The sequence below is a fragment of the Methanimicrococcus hongohii genome, from assembly GCF_032594095.1.
GTDB classification, from domain to species: domain Archaea; phylum Halobacteriota; class Methanosarcinia; order Methanosarcinales; family Methanosarcinaceae; genus Methanimicrococcus; species Methanimicrococcus hongohii.
In genome coordinates this window covers 834,661-855,688 of sequence record NZ_CP131059.1, presented here as the reverse complement: position 1 = coordinate 855,688, position 21,028 = coordinate 834,661, and the positions used below count along the sequence as shown (strand labels likewise).

The following is a 21,028-nucleotide window of genomic DNA, read 5'->3' as shown; positions in this document are numbered from 1 at the left end:
TCTGATCTCCGTAAAAAATAAACGTTTTCCGAAAAGAATCGGAAAACATAATTTCAATTTTATTTCCAGTTTTGTCAGTTTTATTTTTAGCTTTATTTTCAGCTATTATTTAACCAATGTCATTTTGTATTGCCAATCCGAATCAAATGTAAACCCGACCGGATATCCGTTTAAAACTGCTCCCAATGTCAATACGCCGAGAATTCTGACGTCACCTGAAGTTTTGTTGCTGTTCGGAGTCCAATGGGCAGCTTTTTGTGAGTATGAGAAAAACGGAGACGATATCCATGAGGTAATGCTGTTGGTGTTTAATGAAGAGAAATAAGGTGTTCCGTTCGAATAATATGCATAGGAATACGGCACATTCGCATTTCTGTTTATGATCGTTCCGCCGACAACAGGCATGGGTTGGCTTAAATTGTAGTGAAAGCTGCCGTTCGGGCGGAATGTGTATTCTCTGTAATAATTATCCGTTGCTCTTGTGGCGGATGCCGAATATTCATTAATTAACCTCTCTAATTCGGCGGGATCATTTATTTCAATAAACCCTTCATATTTGTCTGAATCGGGACTTGCCGGTTCGTAAATCACATATTCAATGTTGTATTTTTCAAATACCTCTGCCATTTTTTCCATGTTTTTTACATCTTCGGGTGTTGCAATCTTTGAATATTCTTCAAAGCTGATTGTTTTTGGGGATACTGTTCTCATTTCATCCGCGGCTGCTGCCGGAAAAACCATGCAGCTTAAAATCAATGCCGCCGCTAATATGCATGCGATTTTTTTCATAATTTTACACTTCCTGTATGTTGAAATACGCGTTTTGAATATTTTTCAAAAGCGTTCAATTCAGTTTAAATTCTCGAAAAAGGATGTGCAGGGTTTTTGGCACACATATTTGCGAATTATTCCATACAATATAACAGTTTTTAAATTTTTCCATTGTATAACTATTGTATAATATAAATTTGAAATAAATCGAATTGAAATGAATTGAAATGAAATGAATTGAATTGAAATGAATTGAAATAAATTAAAACGACACGAATAAATATTTGAATCAAATTTGGAAATCCGTTTCTTTTTAAAAACCTTTATATACAAAAACAGTATCTTTGCGGTATTCTTTATAGATTGTGAACCGGTTTTGCGCCGTTTCTTGAATCATATTTCGAGAAGCGCGCGGTGCAGGATAATTTTTTCGTAAATTTAAGCATCGGGCGTGATTGGCAAAATCGGGGAGAAACAGACCTTTTCGGGTTTGTAAAGTCTATGACCCTGTCAGTGACTTTTTTATAAAGACGGCAGTCTGTTATTTCACAGATTTCACAGGGCGAATCTCTTAATTTTTACGGATTCCGCTGCCGTTTATTCGCAATTTTGTAAAGCCACTCAAGGATTTGAGGTACAGAAAATGGATATCAATATCGATAAAGCATTGATCAAAGCCGTGAAGACCGGTAAAGTCGTCATCGGCTCCAAAAAAGCGATTGAGCTTTCCGCTTCCGGCGACGCGAAGATCATCATCTTGGCAAAGAACTGTCCGGAAGACACTAAAAAGCAAATTGAATCGTCCAACGTTCCGGTCTACGTTTATGACGGAACAAGCAGAGAACTCGGACCGGTCTGCGGTAAACCCTTCATCATCGCCGCAATGGCAATCTTGGATGCCGGCGAATCTGACATCTTGTCACTGGCCGACGCCTGAATTTATGATTATTAAGAGGATTATCCATGAGCGGCATCAAAATCACTTTTGAAGAAATGCAATACATCGCACGCTTTGAAGACATCACAAGCGCCAAAGTTCTCGACTGTATTGTGGAAAGTGACCGAATTATCAATGTCATCCAACAAGGCGAAATGGGTCTTGCAATCGGAAAAGGCGGAGAAAATATCAACCGCGCCAAAAAAGCAATTGATAAGCCCATCGAGCTCGTGGAGTATTCCGACGATCCGGCAACCTTTATCAAAAATATTTTCGGCTCCGTGATTACAATCAAAGCAGTCACTTTCAAAGAAGTCAATGACAAAAAAGTGGCCGAAGTTGAAGTCGCCGCAAAAGATAAGGGACTTGCAATCGGAAAGAACGGCAAAAATATCGCAAAAGTCAAATTGCTGGCGGAAAGACACCACAATATTGACGACGTGATTCTCAAATAATACAAATAATCCTCGTAAATCCAAGGTTTATCACTCAAAATTAATCGGAGACTAAACTATGACAAATGGAAACTATGCAGGCCAAATCTTAAAGAAACAAAGATTGAAGGCCAGATGGAAAGACCACGAATACAACAGACGCATGCTCGGTTTGAACGCAAAAGCCGACCCGCTCGGAGGATCTCCTCAGGGCCGCGGCATCGTTCTTGAAAAGATCGGTGTTGAAGCTAAGCAGCCCAACTCTGCGATCCGTAAATGTGTCCGTATTCAGTTAATCAAGAACGGAAGACAAGTATCGGCATTCTGCCCCGGAGACGGCGCCATCAACTTCATCGACGAACACGACGAAGTGACGGTTGAAAGAATCGGCGGCCGCATGGGCGGTGCAATGGGTGATATTCCCGGCGTCCGTTACAAAGTGATCGCAGTCAACAACGTTCCGCTCCAGCAGATGGTTATCGGAAGAATGGAAAAACCGAGGAGATGAGATCAATGGATGCAAAAATGTTCGGCAAGTGGGATCTCTCAGAAGTTGAAGTGACCGACCCCGGAATTAAAAAATACGTTTGTTTAAAAGCAGTCACAGTGCCCCACTCAAGCGGAAAGCACGCAAGACAGCAGTTCCACAAATCCGATATCTCAATCGTTGAAAGACTCGTCAACAATTTGATGAGATCCGAATCCAACACCGGCAAAAAGCAGGTCGCAATGAGAACCGTTGATGAAGCTTTTGATGTCATCAGCAAGAAGACCGGCAAAAACCCGATTCAAGTGTTGGTCGACGCCATTGCAAACGCAGGTCCGAGAGAAGAAGTCGTTCGTTTGAAATACGGCGGCATCTCTGTTCCGAAAGCAGTCGACACCGCTCCCCAGAGACGCGTTGACACTGCACTTCGCTACATCTGCGTCGGCACACGCCAGGCCGCTTTCAAATCCAAGCGCTCTGTCGCAGACTGCCTCGCAACGGAACTCATCGCAGCTTCCAACGCAGACTCCAAAGCATTCTCTATCAGCAGAAAAGATGCCAAAGAGCGTGTTGCAAAAGCAGCCCGTTAATCGTAAAGTCTTCCTTTTTCAGGCTTTTTCAGGAACCCAAGAAAAAGCCGAATTTTCATCTAATAACTAATAATAGACAAAGGTCAGGATTATGGGAAAAAGAAAACAAATGGTTGAGCGCGTGACGGCTCTTATGGGCAATCCCGAAATGATTCGCAACATCGGTATCGTCGCTCACATCGACCACGGTAAAACAACGCTCTCCGACAACTTGCTCGGCGGCGCAGGAATGATTTCTTCCGAACTCGCCGGAAAACAGATGTTCATGGACTCCGACGAAGAAGAACAGGCTCGCGGTATCACGATTGACGCTTCAAACGTTTCAATGGTCCACTCCTACGACGGAAAAGAATACCTCATCAACCTTATCGACACGCCGGGTCACGTTGACTTCGGCGGTGACGTGACACGCGCAATGCGCGCCGTTGACGGTGCCGTTGTCGTCGTTGATGCTGTCGAAGGAACGATGCCCCAGACAGAAACCGTTCTCAGACAGGCTCTCAGAGAATATGTCCGTCCGGTTTTGTTCATCAACAAAGTCGACCGTTTGATCAATGAACTTCAGGTCGACCCGCAGGAAATGCAGGTCCGCCTCGGCAAACTCATTGACCACGTGAACAAGCTCATCAAAAACATGAACCCCGAAAGGTACAAGCAGGGCTGGCGTGTTGACGCTGCAAACGGCAGTGTCGCATTCGGCTCCGCTCTCTACAACTGGGCAATCAGCGTTCCGATGATGCAGAAAACAGGCATCTCTTTCGGCGATGTTTATAATTACTGTACAAACGGTGACATGAAAACATTAGCGCAGAAATGCCCGCTTCACGAAACATTGAACGATATGGTTATCAGTCACTTGCCCAACCCGGTCAACGCTCAAAAAGAAAGAGTAAAAGCGATCTGGCACGGCGACAAGGATTCTCCGATCGGAAAGTCAATGAACGAAGCAGACCCGAAAGGCGACCTCGCATTCATGGTTACTGATATTTCAATGGATCCGCACGCCGGTGAAGTCGCAACAGGCAGACTTTTCAGCGGTACGCTCACCCGCGGTTTGGAAGTTTACACTTCCGGTTCCGCTAAGAAGAGCAGAATCCAGCAGGTCAGTATTTTCATGGGTCCGGAAAGACTTGAAGTGGAAAACATTCCGGCAGGAAACATCGCAGCCGTTACAGGTTTGAAAGAAGCGATCGTCGGTTCTACCATCACAACGCTTGAAGGCATGACGCCGTTTGAAAGCATCAGACACGTCAGTGAACCGGTTATCACCGTTTCCGTTGAAGCCAAGCACACCAAAGACCTTCCGAAGTTGGTTGAAGTTCTCAGACAGGTCGCAAAAGAAGACCCGACGCTTCAGATCACTTTGGATGAAGAAACCGGTGAACACTTGATGGCCGGCATGGGTGAGCTTCACCTCGAAGTTATCGCTCACAGAATCGAGCGTGACAAAGGTGTTGAAATCATTACCAACCCGCCGATTGTCGTTTACCGTGAAACCATCAAAAAGAAAGTTGAAAATGTTGAAGGTAAATCACCCAACAGACACAACCGCTTCTACATTGATGTCATGCCTTTGGATGAAAACATCGTCAATTTGATTCGCGAAGGCGAAATCTCCATGAGAATGGAAGAACTCGAAAGACGTGAAAAATTGATGGCAGCCGGAATGGACAAAGACGAAGCAAAGAGCATCGCTGCAATCTACGGCAATAACATCTATCTTGACATGACAAAAGGTATTCAGTACCTCAATGAAACCATGGAATTGGTTTTGGACGGTTTTGAAGAAGTCATGAAAGCAGGACCGCTCGCAAGAGAACCTGTTTCTCACGTCAAGGTCGTTCTCCGTGACGCAAAGCTCCACGAAGACGCAATTCACAGAGGTCCCGCGCAGGTTATTCCGGCATCACGCCAGGCAATCCAAGCGGCTATGCTCATGGCAGAAGACTCGTTGCTTGAACCGTATCAGAAAGTCTTCATTCAGGTCCCCCAGAACAATTTGGGCGGCGCGACAAAAGAAATTCAGGGCAGACGCGGCAGCATCATTGACATGCAGAGTGAAGGCGACTTGACGATCATTGAGTCCCGCGCACCTGTGTCCGAACTTTTCGGATTTGCAGGCGACATCCGCTCGGCAACAGAAGGCCGCGCAATGTGGAGCACCGAATTCGGCGGCTTTGAAACCGTTCCGAACAACCTCGCTCCCGAAGTCGTTGCAAAGATCAGAGAAAGAAAGGGCTTGAAGAAAGAACTTCCGAAAGCATCCGACTTCTTGGATATGTAATTTGAATCATTTATACTCAAAAAATATAAGAAAATCGGAAAAAATGCAGGAAATTTGTCGAAAATAAACGCCTTGGTATATAAAGGAAAGTTGCCGAAATCAGTCGGCGACCATATCTTTTTATATATAAGAGCGTTTATTAGAGACTACTTCGCAATGCCCGCTGAAGCAGAGGATTTGGCGAAACGGTTTAATATTGAAATGTTATTCAGTAATCGGAAAATCTTTACGTTTTTCATGAGCCGTTACAATTATCACAATTCGGTGGCACCGATTTTCATGATCATCCGAGATGATTTAATAAATAATAAAATTAAAAATCCCGTATTTACATACAATTAAAGGAGAAATTTAACATGGCAGCAGAGAAACCCCACATGAACTTAGCCGTCATCGGTCACATTGACCACGGCAAGTCCACATTCGTCGGCAGATTAATGTTCGAGACCGGAGCAGTTCCGCCCCACGTCATCGAAAAATTCAAAGAAGAAGCAAAATTGAAAGGTAAAGAATCCTTCGCATTCGCATGGGTTATGGACTCACTCAAAGAAGAAAGAGAGAGAGGTATCACAATCGACATTGCTCACAAGAGATTCGACACCGACAAATATTACTTCACAGTCGTGGACTGCCCGGGTCACAGAGACTTCGTTAAGAACATGATCACAGGCGCATCCCAGGCTGACGCAGCCGTTCTCGTTGTTTCCGCAACAGACGGTGTTATGGCACAGACAAAGGAACACATCTTCCTTTCCAAGACACTCGGCATCAACCAGCTGATCGTCGCCGTTAACAAAATGGATGCCGTCAAATATGACGAAGCCAAATACAAAGATGTTATCGAGCAGGTTTCCGGCATCTTGAAGATGATCGGATTCAAGCCGGACGAGATTCCGTTCATTCCGACCTCCGCATTCGAAGGCGACAACTTCAAAGAAGCAAGTCCGAACACGCCCTGGTACAAAGGCCCGACCGTTATTCAGGCACTCAACAACTTGAAAGAACCCGAGAAGCCCACAGCACTTCCGTTAAGAATCCCTGTCGAAGATGCATACACCATCTCCGGTATCGGTACAGTTCCGGTCGGCCGTGTTGAAACAGGTGTCATGAAGAAAGGCGACCAGGTCGTTTTCATGCCCTCCGGCGCAGCAGGCGAAGTTAAGTCCATTGAAATGCACCACGAAGAAATTCCGCAGGCTGTCCCCGGTGACAACATCGGATGGTCCGTTCGCGGTATCGGTAAAAATGACGTGAGAAGAGGAGACGTTTGCGGTCCGAAAGGCGACAAAGAACCCTCCGTTGCTGACGAATTTACAGGTCAGATCGTCGTTCTTCAGCACCCGTCCGCAATCACAGTCGGCTACACCCCTGTCTTCCACAGCCACACCGCTCAGGTCGCATGTATGTTTATGTCTATCGACAAAAAACTCGACCCGAAGACCGGCCAGCCCAAAGAAGAAAACCCCGCCTTCATTAAAGCAGGTGACGCAGCAATCGTTACTTTCAAACCCATGAAGCCGTTGGTTATCGAACCCGCAAAAGAAATCCCGCAGCTCGGCAGATTCGCTGTCCGTGACATGGGTATGACCATTGCAGCAGGTGTTTGTCTCAGCGTTAAGAAGAAAGAGTAATCTTTCTTCCTAATTTCCTTTTTTTTAGGAGAGTCAAACCATGCAAAAAGCAAGAATCAGATTATCGGGAATCAGCCCGACAGACCTTGACAGTGTCTGCAACCAGGTCAAAGCGATCGCCGAAAGAACCGGCGTCAGCATTTCCGGTCCTGTTCCGCTCCCGACCAAGAAATTGGTCGTTCCGACAAGAAAAAGCCCGAGCGGTGACGGAACTGCAACCTGGGATCACTGGGAAATGCGCGTCCACAAAAGACTCATCGACCTTGCAGCCGATGAACGTGCACTTCGCCAATTGATGAGAATTCAAGTACCCAAAGACATTAATATCGAGATTGTTCTCGAAAATTAATTCTTTTACTTTTCTCATTCTTTTTATATTCTTTTCATTTCTGTTTTTATTTCTTATTCGTTTTATCTTATCTTTTAACTGTTCAGTTTTTTATCTATTAACTGTCAGTTTTTTCATCTTTTACTGTTTAGATTTTTCATCTTTTACTGTTTTGATTTTTCATCTTTTACTGTTTTGATTTTTCATCTTTTTACTGTTTAGATTTTTCATCTTTTACTGTTTTGATTTTTTATCTTTAACAGGTTCAGATTTCTTTTATTTTTATGTTTTTAGTTTGACTGTTGTTAAAAATGACCGTTCTGTTTTTCATCATTTTTCATTCTATATATTATATAAACAACTCTATAAAATATAGTTTTTATAGTAGTTTTGTCTTTATTTTTCTGTTAATCTTGAATTGTTCTCATTTTGCGGGAATCGTACTTGATTTTATTGTAATTTTAATTGTATTTTTGTTGTTATTGCTTCTTGCAATTTCTGCAAGCTTAATTGTTATTCTTATTGTTATTACATTTATGAGTGATTGAGATGGTAATGAAAAAACTCTTTCGGGAAACCGTGATGTCCAAATTCAAAGTTTTGGAAGGCATCAATGTTTTTCTCGGATTTTATATTATTTTGGCCTATGCCCTTTTGTGGTATTTGGGGTCCATTCCTTTGATATTCGTCTATTTGACGCCGCTGATGGGAATCGTTTTGCTCGCGTATCACGTGAAGATGTCATCCGATTTAAAAAAGTCTGTTATCATGAGCGGCAGTTTGCTGAATCTCCGATTTGCGTCTTCAACAGGATTTACGTTTGCATTATTTTTGCTTGCAACTGTCTGTCTGACTGCAGGATGTCTGCTTTCTTCACAGCTTCCGCTTATTCTGTCCATGCTTTTCGTGCTGAATCACGCGCTTTACATCAGCATTGATAAAAATCAGCTTAATCCGAAGAAACAAAAAGCAGGTACGCCGCTTTTGGCAGCGGCATAATGCCGCTTATTTTTATTTTTTATTTTTCATCTTTATTTTTTATTTTTTTGTAATAATTGAAGCCTTTCCGGTTTTGTTTTTATTTTGAAAATGATGGCGTTTTTTCTGATTATTATTGAAAAGCGGAGCGGCTCGCGCGGCGGCGGACTGTCGGGAAAGCAGCAACGCAAACAAGGCAGGCAATTGTAACGGCAAGGTAGCGGCGGCAAACGCAAACCTGGCCGACACGGCAACATTAAAAGACAGTTGCAGATTGGCAGGCCCAGCTCGAAGTTGACAGTAAAAAGACAGTTGCAGACGAGCAGGCTCAGCCCGGAACTGACAGCAAAAGACAGTCGCAAGACGGCATTTTGCAAGAGCTGAATGCAACTTAAAATCAGACGGTTTGTGTGTTTTATTTCGTATGGGAAAGAATCTCCATCTCCTCCTTTTCTCGCTTCGCTCGAAAAATCGTCGTTGGAGGGGCGGTTTTTGAAATTTCATTCAATTTTCAGATAAACTGAAACATCATTTTTATCAAAATAATCAAAAAGGAACGCCTTCTTTTAAATAAAATCTAAAAATTTAAGTTTAGGGTTTTATCGGGCGTTCGGGTTTAACAAATTTCTTAAAATTGGATGTTTAGGGTTTGGTTGAACTTGAAAAAATGGATGAAATTCTAAATACGAAAAAAGAATGAATGAAAAGAAAAATAGAAAAAAAGTAGAAAAAAAGAAGAATAAAGTAGAAAAAATTAAAAAAAGTAAAGAAAAAGACGATTACGTCTTTTTAATCAAAAGTTTTCTCATTCTGTCAACGGTATGCGCTGTTTGATCTGCAACATCGCCGATATTGTCAATGAGGCGTGAAATGTGGTAGACGCCGGCGCCGCCGATTTCTTTTTCATATGCGAAAAGGGTCTTTTGAACCTTGATTTCAAACATATCCACTTCATACTCGTTTGTTTCGATTTCGGGAATCTGCTCAATGAGTTTGTGGATTTCGATTTTGCTGTAAGATGTCGCTTCCACTTTTTCAAGACAGCACATAACGCCCTGGTAGCCGCGAATACATTTCATGGACATTTTCATCAATTCGCGAAGCTCGTCTTTGATTTCCTGCGGAATATCTTCGGACGGGCGAAGCGTCATCCAGTGCGCTGTATTTTGAGCGATGTTTGCAATGCCGTCCTGAGCTTTCAAAAAATCAAAAAGATCATTGGAATCCAATTGAAGAACAACGGAATTCGGCATGACGATTTGAAACTGCTGTTTCATTTTATCCGCATCATGCTCCAATTCGTCAATCATTTTGCAGTATTCTTCGGTTTTGGTGCAGTCGTTGTCCAGATAAACGTCAAGCATTTCAGAAAGCCGGTCCACAGTTTCGATCACTTTTTTGGAGTGGTCTTCCAATGCATCCATCGGCGAATCCACAAAAATGTTCAAAATTGATCTCATATATCTGTTCGGCATTTTCCTCACCTTTTATTACATATCTATATTATTTTTATATTATTTTTTTGTATTATCATTCATTCTATCATTCATCTATAATATCTTTCTCTTTTTTGAGTCTTTGCCGCTCAAATTGTCATTCAAACGGTTTAATCAACCGATTTCTTTTTTGATGACTTTGCCGTTTAAATTTAATTGATTTGTCATTGGCTTTTTTATGGCTTTTATGTTGACCTTTTTATTTTGATTGATTTCTTATCAATTTTTATCGACTTTACATAAAAAACCAAGCCAGCGGAACGAAAATGATCATAGATGTCAAAGCGGCAATCGGAACCGTGATAAACCACGTTTTAACGATATTTTTAATCACGCTCAAATTAACGCTTGAAATGCCGCCGGCAAGACCGACGCCGATAACTGATCCGATCAAAGTATGCGTTGTCGAAACCGGAAGCCCGATGAAACTGTTCGCCAAAACGACAGAAGCCGTCGCGAATTCGGCTGAAAAACCGCGCGTCGGCGTCAATTCCGTAATCTTTGTGCCGACTGTATCAATAACTTTGTAGCCCCATGTGGCAAGACCGATAACAATGCCGACACCGCCGAGAAGCAGCAGAGCAGTCGTTAAACCGAACGGACCGAATCCGTCGTAGCCGTAAATGCTGTAAACAGCGTAAAGCGGGCCGATCGCATTTGAAACATCATTTGATCCGTGCGCAAACGCCATCAAACAAGCCGTAGCGATCTGAAGCCAAACGAATTTCTTTTCAACGCCTGCAACTTCTTCCGCTTTCTTGAGGAAAAGTTTTCGAACAACAAAGAAAGCAAGATAAGCAACGCTTGCACCGAGAACCGGTGAAACAATCCAGCTTCCTGCAATCTTTACCAATTCAAACCATTGAATATCCGATGTTCCGATATAACCGTAAAAGATACTGATGATGCCGAAACCGGCAACGGCGCCGACCAACGAATGCGTTGTCGAAACCGGCAGTTTGTAAAATGTTGCGCATGTGATCCAAAACGCGGCTGCCAAAATTGCGGCCAGCATTCCGACGGCAACGATTGTCGGATTAATGGCAGCAATCGTGTCCAGCGGAACAATTCCTTTTGCAATCGTTCCCGTGACATTGCCGCCGAAGAGAAGAGCGCCGGCCAGCTCAAAAATCGCTGCCAGCACAATAACTTGTTTGAGTGTCAGCGCTTTGGATCCGACAGAAGTGCCCATTGCGTTTGACAAATCATTTGCGCCGATATTCCAGGCCATATAAAAACCGGCCAATGCAAGCGCTATTAATAATATAATATCCATCTTATTTTCTCCGTATAAAAATAAACAACGAACGAAAAATATCAAAAATTAAAATCATGGTTCATGATATTTGTTTTTCATTATTTGGAAATAATCATAAAATTTCAAAAATAAATCATAAAATTTTCAAAATAAATATTATAAATTTTGATTTTTCTCATGAAATCATTAAAGGAAGAACCACCCCAACGGGAAAAATATAATAATACATGTTATAGCAGCGACAGGCACGGTAATAAACCATGAACTGACGATGTTTTTGATGACTTTGAAGTTCACGCTTGACAGACCGCCGGCAAGGCCGACACCGATAACCGCTCCGACCAAGGTATGCGTTGTTGAAATCGGAAGTCCGACAAAACTGTGTGCCAAAACAACCGAAGCCGTTGCGAATTGGGCAGAAAAACCGCGTGTCGGCGTTAATTCTGTGATTTTGCTGCCGACTGTATCAATCACTTTGTATCCCCACGTGGATAAACCGATGACGATTCCGATTGCGCCCAGCAGAAGCAGAACTTGGGCTAATGTTAACGGACCGAATCCGTTGTAGCCGTACATATCAAAGACGGCGTAAAGCGGACCGATGGCATTGGCAACGTCGTTTGATCCGTGCGCGAACGCAATGAAACAGGCGGTTGCGACTTGGAGCCAAATGAATTTTTTCTCGGTGCCCGGAACATTTTCGGATTTCGCGAGGAATTTTTTCCGGACAATATAAAAAATGAGGTAGGCGAGAACTGCGCCGATGACCGGTGATAAAAACCAGCTGGCAACAATACTGAGCAGAACAGACCAGTGAATGTCTGTAAGGGTGATGTAGCCGTAAAAGACGCAAACCAAGCCGAAACCGAGGACGGATCCGACGATCGAGTGCGTTGTTGAAACCGGCAGATTGTAAAAAGTAGCAAGTGTGATCCAAAATGCGGCGGCCAAGATTGCGGCCAGCATGCCGACTGCGACGATTTGTTCGCTGATTCCGGAAATCAAATCCAGCGGAACAATGCCTTTTGCAATTGTTCCTGTCACATTTCCTCCAAATAACAGAGCGCCGGCAAGTTCAAAAACGGCTGCAAGCACAATCACTTGTTTGATTGTTAATGATTTAGAGCCAACCGTTGTTCCCATTGCGTTTGCGAGGTCATTAGCGCCGATATTCCAAGCCATATAAAAGCCCGCTAAAACAAGCGCAATGCCGAGTATTAAATCCATTGTATTCTCCGTGTGTCCGGTTCAAATTATGTAAATATGGAATAAAATTAAAATAACAAACAAAATGAACAATGTCAGATAAATTTATAAATTTATTATCGTCATTTTATTTGTAAAATTATTTGTATCAAATGAAGTGAAAAACATCGGATGTGTTATAAATCTTATTTTTGTAGAATATATATTCTCAATATGTCTTCGCATTTTGAAAATTTTTTCACTCGGAAAATCATTTCTCTTGTTATTGATAAATTATGACGCTTTGAAAGTCCGAAAATTCGGAAAAACTGATAAAATGAAAACGTGAATTAAATGAAAAGTTGAACAAATCAAAAACTGAATTAAATGAAAAGTTAAACAATGAAAACGTGAATAAAAATGAAAAGCATGAACAAAATAAAAAATTCGGGAAATGTCATTCTCATCGGCATGCCCGGCTCGGGCAAAAGCACGTCGGGCGTTTTACTTGCCAAGTCTCTCGGGCTTTCTTTTTTAGACACTGATCTTTTGATTCAGCAGCAGGAAGGAATGCTGCTTCAAGATATTGTTGATTCCGCCGGCTTTTCCGATTTTATTCAAATTGAAGAAAATATTATTTCAAATCTGCAAGCTTCAAACAGTGTGATTTCAACCGGCGGCAGCGTTGTTTACGGCGAAAAATCGATGAACCGGCTCAAAGAAATCGGTACAATCGTTTATTTGGATGTTTCTTTTCCTGAAATCATGCGCCGGATTCAAAATATTTCAACGCGCGGCATCGCGCTCAAAAGCGGTCAGAGTTTGGAAAATCTCTATGAAGAACGGCGCCCGCTTTATGAAAGATATGCCGATATTACGGTGTCGGGCGATAACAAAACGATTGAAGAGTTGGTGACGGAAACCGCCGAGAAAATTCAAAATAATATTTTCTAATTCGATTCGATCAACATCTAAATCCAAACATCCAACTTTTAATAAAATCAATGAACCCGAACGCCCGATAAAACCCCAAAATTAAATTTTTAGATTTCGATAAAAGAAGGCGTTCCGTTTTTGAAAATTTTGATAAAAACGATGTTTCATTCTGTTTTTGATTTGATAATTTTCAAAAACCGTCCCCACAATTTGAGTTCCGGGCGGCGCGAAGCGGCGAACCGGACTTGAAACGAAGTTTCAAGTTTCCGAGCGGAGCGAGGAAACGAGACTTGGCGGATTCTTTCCATACGAAACGAAAAATTAAAAACAGTCCGATTTTTCAGCTGTGCTCGGTTCCGGCAAATGCTTTCTTGCGACTGTTTTTACTGATGTTGGCTCCCTGCTAAGCTTGCCAATATGCAACTGTCTTTTAATTTGTGTTGCTGTTAATTTGGTTTCCGCTGTCGGCCAGGTTTGTGTTTGCCGCTGCTGCTGCCTTGCTGTTTCCGCCCGGCAGCTGCCGCCGCGCGCGCTGCTTCATTTTTCAAAAAAATAATAAAAAAGATCTCTCGGTTATTGAAAATAAAAAAATAAATCAAAAAAAGAATAAAATAAATCAAAAAAGCCGACATCGCCTTTTGAATTATTTTTTCAAACAAATGTGTAATCGCGTTTGCTTTATTGTTTTGTAAAAGTCAGTGCCGCGTAACCGACGACAGCCGTTTCGCGCGATTCTCTTTCTTCGTTGCTTGTCCTGTATTCCAAAAGCTTGGCTGTTGAGCCGACCGCTTTTGCAACCATCATCAAAACAGCGACAGGACCGTAGCCGCAAATGGTTGAATCATATTTGTCGATGAAATCATAGAATTCGTCAACATCTAACGCTAAAATTCTGTTGATGATTGACTCGTCATGCTCTTTTGCGAATTCTTCGGGAACATAGTGGGAGAAATCGCTTGACGCGATAATTGCGAGTTTTAAGTATTCGCCGTTTTCTTTTTTGACACCTTCTTTCATCATCGGAATCAAAATTTGAGCGATCGCGTCAGCTGCCGGTCTGTTTTGATCTCCCATGACGATCGGGAAAATCTTAAACGACTTGCCTTCCATTTTGCGCTGCAAAAACGGAACAATCACTTCAATTGAATGTTCTCTTTCGTGCGCTTCTTCATCGTGAACGATCCATGTGCCGTCAAAATTGCGCCCGATCAATTTGTCGGTTTCAACTTCGCCTAACGGCGTTTTCCAGGTATCTTGAGAAAAGGCGAGTGATTCACCGAGTCCGGTGTGATTGGATCCGATAATAATGTATGTGTCCGCTTCCGCAATTGAAGCAATTGCCGCGGCTGAAGTTTTTCCCGAAAAAATATATCCGGCGTGCGGGCTGATGACGCCGAAAGTTTTATCGGAATATTCCGATTTTCCTTTTGCTTCCTCAAATAATTTGTCCGCTTCTTTTTTAAGTCCTTCTTTATCGGGACTGTAGAATAATCCTGAGACAACCGGTTCTCTCATTTCGTTTTCCTCCAAATGTCAAGCTTGAAAATGTTTTTTAATTTTTAAATATGAATTATTATTTTAAATCTGATTTTTAAAATTATTTTTATTTTTGTTTCGTTTTAATTCATTTTATTTTTTGATTTTTGAATGAATTAAATGCACTTGAAAATAATATTTTAAATATTATATATGTTTCGTATTATATTTCCCGGCACTGAAATATAACGAATTATATCAGACATAGTAAAAATACGACGGAAACTCAAATGAAAAACAAAAAATGAAAAACAAAAAATGAAAAAATATGAAAAGTAAAAAGAAACTGAAAAAAAGAAACTGAAGTATAATGCCGAATCAATCGGACTCTTCATCATTTCCGTTTTCTTTTTCTCTCAAATTAAATCCGACACCGTATTCGGCAACCGATTCTTTGTCATTTAAAATCGGAATATTGTTTTTTTCCAATATTTCCGTAATGCGCCTTCTGTCCGGGCCGCGCATGGATTTCTTGTCAAAAAATGCGATTGATGCGCCTGTTTTTTCAAACGCTTTTAATATCAATTCTTCCGTGATTGTTTCAAGCTGATATTTCGGAAACATATGTCCGAAAGCCAATCTTGTTCGAAACAGGCTGACAGTTTGCCGGTCGCCGTAATGGCCGCCGCCGAAAGCAACAGCAATTGTATTGTTTTCCAAAAGCTTTGATTCCTGCGCGAGTCTTTCATTACTTTCATTCGTATCTGTATTTGCATCGGTGTCAAATGTATTTACATTATCGGGATCTGCAAGCGACAAAACAGATTTGGCGACGATAACGCCGGGTTTTTGATCAACCCATTCTTTTTCGGTGCTTCCGATTTCAACAAACAGAGACGGTGTTTCAAGCTCGGTCGGCCCGTGATGTGTGACTTCAAATGTCACATCATAGCCGAGTCCTGTTTCATTGTTCAGGCGATCCATGACTAAAATCAGTTTTTTCATTGCAAGCGGCGCAGGCACCGGAAGCGCGTACGGGAGCCCGCCGTAATCGGCATCGGTATAATTGCCCGAGACGTGAGCTGTCAGCGCTTTTGTTTCGCTTTGACTTTTGTGTTTGGATAAAAATACAATCAAATCACTGCCAAATCCTAACTCTTCTAAGCGTTTGTCTAAATAATCCTGAAAAATGATTCGCCCGTCAATTGAAATCATTCGAAGAAGAATGTCTCCTTTTTTCAATTCATAAACTTCAGTGAACAGATTGGACAATTCTTTTCCTTTATCTTCTGTATACAATACGGAAGACGTCACGGGATATTTCAAAAGCCCTTCTTTCATTTTTTCAACCGGCGGCAGCTCGGATTTTGTCCAGGATTCCAATTCTAAAAGACGGTCTTTGATGTTGACGCTCGCCAAATCAGGAAGGCAGCACATTAGCGTAATGATTTTTGTTTTTGTCATGAAATTCACCATTAAAAATGAACGGAATGATTATAAAATGATTGTGAAAGGTTGATGATTACGGGAGGATTAAGAAGCAGATGGTATGATTGCTGAATATGATTGCTGAATATGATTGCTGAAAATGTTAATCTGTTCATTACAATTAATTGATAAATAAATCATTCAAATAATCAGGTTTAAATAACCACATTCGGTAATCAAATTCAGATATCATTCAAAAAATAAAATTGAATTCTTTTGTGTTCAATATATTTCCAATAATTTATGAGGTGTCGAAAATGAATAAAATGAATAAAATGGATGAAATGAATAAGACGATGATTCAAAATCAAATTATTGCGGCTGTCAATGCCGTCAGGAATTCAAATCCGCTTGCAGGTTCTATCACAAATGTCATTACGATTCATTTTGTTGCAAACGCCCAGTTGGCAGTCGGCGGATCCGCCGCCATGGTTTTTCTTCCCGAAGAAGGCGCATTTTTAGCGAATGCCGGAAATGCTTTTTACATAAATGTCGGCGGTCTTCTCCCGATTCATGAAGAAACGCTTCCGCAGACGGCAAAGACACTTCATGATGCCGGCAAACCGTGGGTGCTTGATCCTGTTGCAATCGGGATCGGATCCGTTCGAACAAAGGCGCTTTTACAATTTAAAGAATACAAACCCTCTATTATTCGCGGCAACGCTTCTGAAATAATTGCGCTTGCGGGTCTCTGGGGACTCGGCGGCGAAAACAAATCAAATGTCAGAGGCGTGGATTCTACAGATGCGGTTATTGCTGCAAAAGAAGCGGCCGTCAGTCTTGCGAAATGGACGGGCGGGGCAGTTGCCGTCTCCGGTGAAACGGATTTAGTAACAAACGGGTCAATAATCGCGTTTTCTCACGGCGGATCTCATTTCATGGAAAAAATTACAGGGTCAGGCTGTTCTTTAGGCGGAGTTGCTGCTGTTTATGCGGCAGAAAGCGATTCGTTCACGGCGGCGCTTACGGCAACGGCTGTCTACAATCTGGCCGGAAAGCGCGCCGAGCAAAAAGCGGACGGGCCCGGCAGGTTCCAAGTCCATTTCTTGGATGAATTATATAATGCAACGGCTGAAGACATTGCAACTAATCCGTTTGAAATTGAAACGGTGTGAAATTGAAACGGTGAAGTTGAAATAAAATTTAAAGACGATTCAAAAAGAGGAGATTTAATTCATGAACACATTAATTGCGGTTGCGATTGCGCCTTTCGGCGTCGGCGATGAGATTTCAAAAGAGGTTGCTGAAGTTATCCGAATCATTCGCGAGTCCGGACTTCCCAATAAAACAAATTCGATGTTTACTGAAATTGAAGGAGAATGGGATGAAGTGATGAAGGTTGTCAAGGACGCAACTTTTGTTTTGGCGGAAAAAGGAATTCGGACGGAAGTTGTTTTAAAAGCCGATATTCGCCCCGGTTACACGAATATGTTAAACGGGAAACTCGACCGATTGGACCGGGCGATTGACGGCACTTCAAAAAATGATTCCGAAATGGAGTCAAAATAATCGGAATGAAAATTGAGGATTAATATGAGCATTCGTGACAATTTAGATATTTCAGCTTACCTTGTCATCGGTCCTGAAAACACAAAAGGGCGACCGATTGCACCGATACTTGAAGCGGTCGTTGAAGCCGGATATACTTGTATTCAAATTCGCTCAAAAACAGCATCGGCGCGAGAATTGATCGAATTGACATGCCTGGCGGCTGATATTATTGAAAAAGCGGGGCAATCCGACAAAACGGCACTTGTCGTCAATGATCGGTTAGATGTGATATTGGCCGCCCGAAAAGACGGCATCAAAGTGGACGGGATCCATGTCGGGCAATCCGATATTCCGGTCAGCGTCTGCCGCGAATATTTAGGAGAAGAATCAATTGTCGGGCTGTCGGCTCAAACCAATGAATTATTTGATTACATTCAAACAACGGATGTCAGTCAAATTGATTATTTCGGCGCGGGGCCTCTTCACGAAACGCAGACGAAAACTGATTGCGGCACCGATCTTGACGGAAAAGTCATTACTCGAAGTTTTGAAGAAATCAGCCGATTGGCAGACTTAAGCCCGATTCCGGTTGTTGTCGGCGGCGGTGTCAAACGCGCAGACATTCCCGAGCTTGCGAAAACAGGTATCAGCGGATTTTTCGTGATTTCAGCCGTTTCCGAAGCCGATAACCCGAAAATCGCGGCAGCCGAACTGATCGAATCATGGAAAGCAAATTGTAAAAAATAAATCGGCAAAATAAAGAATTCGGCTTTGTGCAAAAAGTTCAAAAGTGTCTGATTTCAGCAGAAATATATCATTTATTATTTTAAATATTATTTCAAATATTGCCGTTTTCAATTCGGTTTGCGCATTTGCAGCTCGGCGTCAGCGACCGCCGCCGCGCGCGAACAGTTCCGTTTTCGGTCAATTTCCAAAGCCTGCCTCTCGTTTTTAAAATATCAAAAACAGATGCTCTGTGAATTCGGAATGAAAAATTGACTTTACACAAAGCCGCCAAATTCGAAAAAAGAAGTTGAAAGAAATCTTTTAATTAAAATTCACGGCGTTATAATCGTTCCGCTGCATTCTTTTTGCGGTCCTTTCTCTTCGCCTTCAATAATTTCCGGCAGATTTTTCGGGTCGCGCCCGTCCAAAACAATCGTTCTGATGCCGCTTCTGTCAATCAATTTGCAGGCAATCGGGTCAATCGGCGACTTTGATCCTGCTTTCAGAGACGTTTCGCCCGACATTCTGACAAGTTCGGCGCCTGTCAATGTTTTGTATTTGACGGCATTTTTATCAACATTCGGGTCGGCGGAGTAAATCCCGTCAACAGATGTCGGAATCAGGAAAAGGTCTGCGCCGAGATATTCCGAAAGCGCCGCAGAAACAGCGTCGGTGGTTTGTCCGGGAAGAACGCCTCCCATGACGACAATTTTTCCGGATTCAAAAGCGAGGGCAGCTTCATTGTAATTTGTCGGAACTTCCGGATATGCGGCTTTTCCGAGCGCGGAAATGAGAAGTTTGGCGTTGATGCGCGTCACATCAATTCCGATGAAATCGCAAGTGACTTCGTCGGCACCGATTCCGCGAGCGACTTCAATATATTTGCGCGCGTAAACGCCGCCGCCGACAACAAGAAGAAGCTGATGCTTCTCGGATATTTTTAAAATTGCATCCGCGTACGTTTTAAAACGTTCGGAATCCAAATCGCCTGCTAAAATCGAACCGCCGAGAGACATAACAATAAACATGAATTTTCTTCCTGAAAAATGATGAGTTTTTTTTCTATTTTTATTAATATTTAAATGCTGAATCAAATTACAAAGCAGGACTAAATTTTTAAATCTATCGTCAGGATTTTTTGATTTTTGATTTTTGATTTTTGTTTTTGTTTTTGTTTTTGTTTTTTGTTTTTTGTTTGTTTTGCTATTTCAATAATTTTAAAGGATTTATTTCTCAAAATCAAAAAAACAAATCCGGAGCGAATCGCATGCAAACGGCGCCTGCTTAAAATATAAAAAATTTTTAAAAGATAAAATTAAGAAGGAAAATAAAATGAAATAAAATGAGTTGTATGAAAAATATGATGTAAAAAGGTTCGGCAAATGAATTGTATCTATGTTTGCAATTCATTCTTCAAGTTCTCCGAACATTGCTCTGATTTTAATCAAATCTTCTTCGGGATAACGTGTTCCATCCAATTGAATTCCTTTTTTGAGTCTTTGAATTTGACGTTTAAAATCTTCTTGTCCCTCTTTTATTGCTTTCTCTCTTTTTTCTGCTTCTTCCGGAGTCGGTTTCGGAGATTGTCCGATATATCTGAATATCTCACTAAATGATTCATGTCTCATTTTTTCACTTCTTCTATTTTTTCAATATGATGTATGTTTACAATCTTTTTAAAATCTTCTACGAAGATATTTTCGATTTTTGTAATTATGTATGTTGATTTTCTTGGGAGTACTATTTCATTTTCACTGCTGTCAAAATACAATGCATTCATTCCTTTTTTCAATTTTAATTGAAATATTATGGGATTTTCAGAATTTGTATATTCAAACGCTCTGTAGATATCTAATGTAAAACTTCCAAAAGCATCTTCTGTAAATGTGCCGTCCACACTCGGATTTTTTATCCAGTCTATATCTTTTACACCCCGGTATACTGTATATTCTTTATCCGCTCTGCTTTTCCGAATCGCATTATCAATATTTTTGATATTGAATTCAATTAATTCTCTTTCTTCTTTCATCAAATTTTTCTTGAATTTCAAAAATCGGCAGCAATTATTCATTGCATAACACCAAGGCTTACTTTTCCAAGTTTCCGGCAAATCAAATGACCAATCAATTTTCTGCTCGTTCCAAGAATGTTTGTCCTGATAATTTCCGATACAAACTTTTTCAAATGTTGTCAAATCTATTCGCTCATAATATGCCGTCAGAAACTCTTTTTTAAACGAGTCAAGTTTTTCGGCAATTGTATTTGTCGAGTTAATATCAAGTTTTTTGTCTTTTGTTTCATCTGCTTTGTAATATCTGTAATATTTAGAATCGTCGGAATAATTACTCATATCGATCGAAACTTTGAATTCTAATTTTAATTGTTCGATTTTGTCAAAAACAATAACTTTATATTCGCTGTTCTTTACGATTCCGTTTTTTTTAATTGGATTATTTTAGATTGTTTTATTTTTTATTTTTCATTTTTTATTTTATTATTTATTTGATTCATTTCTTCAATCTCTTTTCTACT

23 protein-coding genes are annotated in these 21,028 nt (G+C 41.3%); 13 read left to right on the top strand and 10 right to left on the bottom strand.

Features of this window, described 5'->3' with window-relative positions:
- Positions 1-105: 105 nt before the first annotated feature.
- On the bottom strand, positions 106-789 hold the full coding sequence (locus MmiHf6_RS03935) for a hypothetical protein (protein ID WP_316558401.1): 684 nt from the start codon (positions 787-789) through the stop codon (positions 106-108).
- Positions 790-1,414: 625 nt separating this feature from the next.
- On the opposite strand from MmiHf6_RS03935, the gene MmiHf6_RS03930 reads away from it, so the two are divergent.
- From MmiHf6_RS03930 to MmiHf6_RS03895, 8 genes are all read left to right on the top strand, one after another.
- Positions 1,415-1,708: a 50S ribosomal protein L30e gene (locus MmiHf6_RS03930; protein ID WP_133516767.1), complete on the top strand. Its 294-nt coding sequence runs from the start codon at positions 1,415-1,417 to the stop codon at positions 1,706-1,708.
- 26 nt (positions 1,709-1,734) lie between these two features.
- A complete protein-coding gene (locus tag MmiHf6_RS03925) occupies positions 1,735-2,163 on the top strand; it encodes a NusA-like transcription termination signal-binding factor (protein WP_316558400.1) in 429 nt (142 codons plus the stop codon).
- A 58-nt stretch (positions 2,164-2,221) separates the two neighbouring features.
- A complete protein-coding gene (locus MmiHf6_RS03920) occupies positions 2,222-2,650 on the top strand; it encodes a 30S ribosomal protein S12 (RefSeq protein WP_316558399.1) in 429 nt (142 codons plus the stop codon).
- 5 nt (positions 2,651-2,655) lie between these two features.
- Entirely contained in the window at positions 2,656-3,219 is a 564-nt protein-coding gene (locus tag MmiHf6_RS03915; protein ID WP_316558398.1) for a 30S ribosomal protein S7, read from the top strand.
- A 91-nt stretch (positions 3,220-3,310) separates the two neighbouring features.
- Positions 3,311-5,503 (top strand): elongation factor EF-2, encoded by a 2,193-nt coding sequence (locus MmiHf6_RS03910; RefSeq protein ID WP_316558397.1) that lies wholly within the window; start codon positions 3,311-3,313, stop codon positions 5,501-5,503.
- A 356-nt stretch (positions 5,504-5,859) separates the two neighbouring features.
- Entirely contained in the window at positions 5,860-7,134 is a 1,275-nt protein-coding gene (gene tuf, locus MmiHf6_RS03905) for a translation elongation factor EF-1 subunit alpha (protein ID WP_316558396.1), read from the top strand.
- Positions 7,135-7,174: 40 nt separating this feature from the next.
- Positions 7,175-7,483, top strand: coding sequence for a 30S ribosomal protein S10 (gene rpsJ / locus MmiHf6_RS03900; RefSeq protein ID WP_133516761.1), 309 nt, complete (start codon positions 7,175-7,177; stop codon positions 7,481-7,483).
- Positions 7,484-8,044: 561 nt separating this feature from the next.
- Positions 8,045-8,461 (top strand): hypothetical protein, encoded by a 417-nt coding sequence (locus MmiHf6_RS03895; protein WP_316558395.1) that lies wholly within the window; start codon positions 8,045-8,047, stop codon positions 8,459-8,461.
- A gap of 39 nt (positions 8,462-8,500) precedes the next feature.
- On the opposite strand, the gene MmiHf6_RS03890 is transcribed toward MmiHf6_RS03895, so the two are convergent.
- The 4 genes from MmiHf6_RS03890 to MmiHf6_RS03875 all read right to left on the bottom strand — a co-directional run bounded on the left by MmiHf6_RS03890 (position 8,501) and on the right by MmiHf6_RS03875 (position 12,421).
- Positions 8,501-8,830 (bottom strand): hypothetical protein, encoded by a 330-nt coding sequence (locus tag MmiHf6_RS03890; protein ID WP_316558394.1) that lies wholly within the window; start codon positions 8,828-8,830, stop codon positions 8,501-8,503.
- A 389-nt stretch (positions 8,831-9,219) separates the two neighbouring features.
- Entirely contained in the window at positions 9,220-9,915 is a 696-nt protein-coding gene (locus MmiHf6_RS03885; protein WP_316558393.1) for a TIGR00153 family protein, read from the bottom strand.
- Between the two features lie 256 nt (positions 9,916-10,171).
- Positions 10,172-11,212, bottom strand: a complete 1,041-nt coding sequence (locus MmiHf6_RS03880; RefSeq protein WP_316558392.1) for an inorganic phosphate transporter — start codon at positions 11,210-11,212, stop codon at positions 10,172-10,174.
- Between the two features lie 168 nt (positions 11,213-11,380).
- The gene (locus MmiHf6_RS03875; protein ID WP_316558391.1) at positions 11,381-12,421 is read right to left on the bottom strand and encodes an inorganic phosphate transporter; all 1,041 of its coding nucleotides are present in this window, start codon (positions 12,419-12,421) and stop codon (positions 11,381-11,383) included.
- 378 nt (positions 12,422-12,799) lie between these two features.
- Here MmiHf6_RS03875 and MmiHf6_RS03870 point away from each other — a divergent pair, with 378 nt between their 5' ends.
- Together MmiHf6_RS03870 and MmiHf6_RS03865 are read left to right on the top strand one after the other, a co-directional pair.
- Complete coding sequence (locus tag MmiHf6_RS03870; protein ID WP_316558390.1) at positions 12,800-13,333, top strand: shikimate kinase; 534 nt, start codon at positions 12,800-12,802, stop codon at positions 13,331-13,333.
- Positions 13,334-13,661: 328 nt separating this feature from the next.
- Positions 13,662-13,871 carry a hypothetical protein gene (locus tag MmiHf6_RS03865; RefSeq protein WP_316558389.1) on the top strand — a complete coding sequence of 70 codons (210 nt, stop codon included), beginning with the start codon at positions 13,662-13,664 and terminating at the stop codon, positions 13,869-13,871.
- A gap of 122 nt (positions 13,872-13,993) precedes the next feature.
- Here MmiHf6_RS03865 and amrB read toward each other — a convergent pair whose 3' ends face one another.
- Together amrB and MmiHf6_RS03855 are read right to left on the bottom strand one after the other, a co-directional pair.
- Positions 13,994-14,830: an AmmeMemoRadiSam system protein B gene (amrB, locus tag MmiHf6_RS03860; RefSeq protein ID WP_316558388.1), complete on the bottom strand. Its 837-nt coding sequence runs from the start codon at positions 14,828-14,830 to the stop codon at positions 13,994-13,996.
- 339 nt (positions 14,831-15,169) lie between these two features.
- A complete protein-coding gene (locus MmiHf6_RS03855) occupies positions 15,170-16,255 on the bottom strand; it encodes a D-aminoacyl-tRNA deacylase (RefSeq protein ID WP_316558387.1) in 1,086 nt (361 codons plus the stop codon).
- Positions 16,256-16,536: 281 nt separating this feature from the next.
- Between MmiHf6_RS03855 and thiM the strand changes: the two genes are divergently transcribed.
- From thiM to MmiHf6_RS03840, 3 genes are all read left to right on the top strand, one after another.
- A complete protein-coding gene (thiM, locus tag MmiHf6_RS03850; RefSeq protein WP_316558386.1) occupies positions 16,537-17,394 on the top strand; it encodes a hydroxyethylthiazole kinase in 858 nt (285 codons plus the stop codon).
- A 61-nt stretch (positions 17,395-17,455) separates the two neighbouring features.
- Entirely contained in the window at positions 17,456-17,788 is a 333-nt protein-coding gene (locus tag MmiHf6_RS03845) for a thiamine-binding protein (protein WP_316558385.1), read from the top strand.
- 24 nt (positions 17,789-17,812) lie between these two features.
- Positions 17,813-18,517, top strand: coding sequence for a thiamine phosphate synthase (locus tag MmiHf6_RS03840; RefSeq protein ID WP_316558384.1), 705 nt, complete (start codon positions 17,813-17,815; stop codon positions 18,515-18,517).
- Positions 18,518-18,828: 311 nt separating this feature from the next.
- On the opposite strand, the gene pyrH is transcribed toward MmiHf6_RS03840, so the two are convergent.
- From pyrH to MmiHf6_RS03825, 3 genes are all read right to left on the bottom strand, one after another.
- Positions 18,829-19,524, bottom strand: coding sequence for a UMP kinase (gene pyrH, locus MmiHf6_RS03835; protein WP_316558383.1), 696 nt, complete (start codon positions 19,522-19,524; stop codon positions 18,829-18,831).
- 378 nt (positions 19,525-19,902) lie between these two features.
- The gene (locus MmiHf6_RS03830) at positions 19,903-20,124 is read right to left on the bottom strand and encodes a hypothetical protein (RefSeq protein WP_316558382.1); all 222 of its coding nucleotides are present in this window, start codon (positions 20,122-20,124) and stop codon (positions 19,903-19,905) included.
- Complete coding sequence (locus MmiHf6_RS03825) at positions 20,121-20,690, bottom strand: ADP-ribosyltransferase (protein WP_316558381.1); 570 nt, start codon at positions 20,688-20,690, stop codon at positions 20,121-20,123. The genes MmiHf6_RS03830 and MmiHf6_RS03825 overlap by 4 nt, the downstream gene beginning before the upstream one ends.
- Positions 20,691-21,028: the final 338 nt, after the last annotated feature.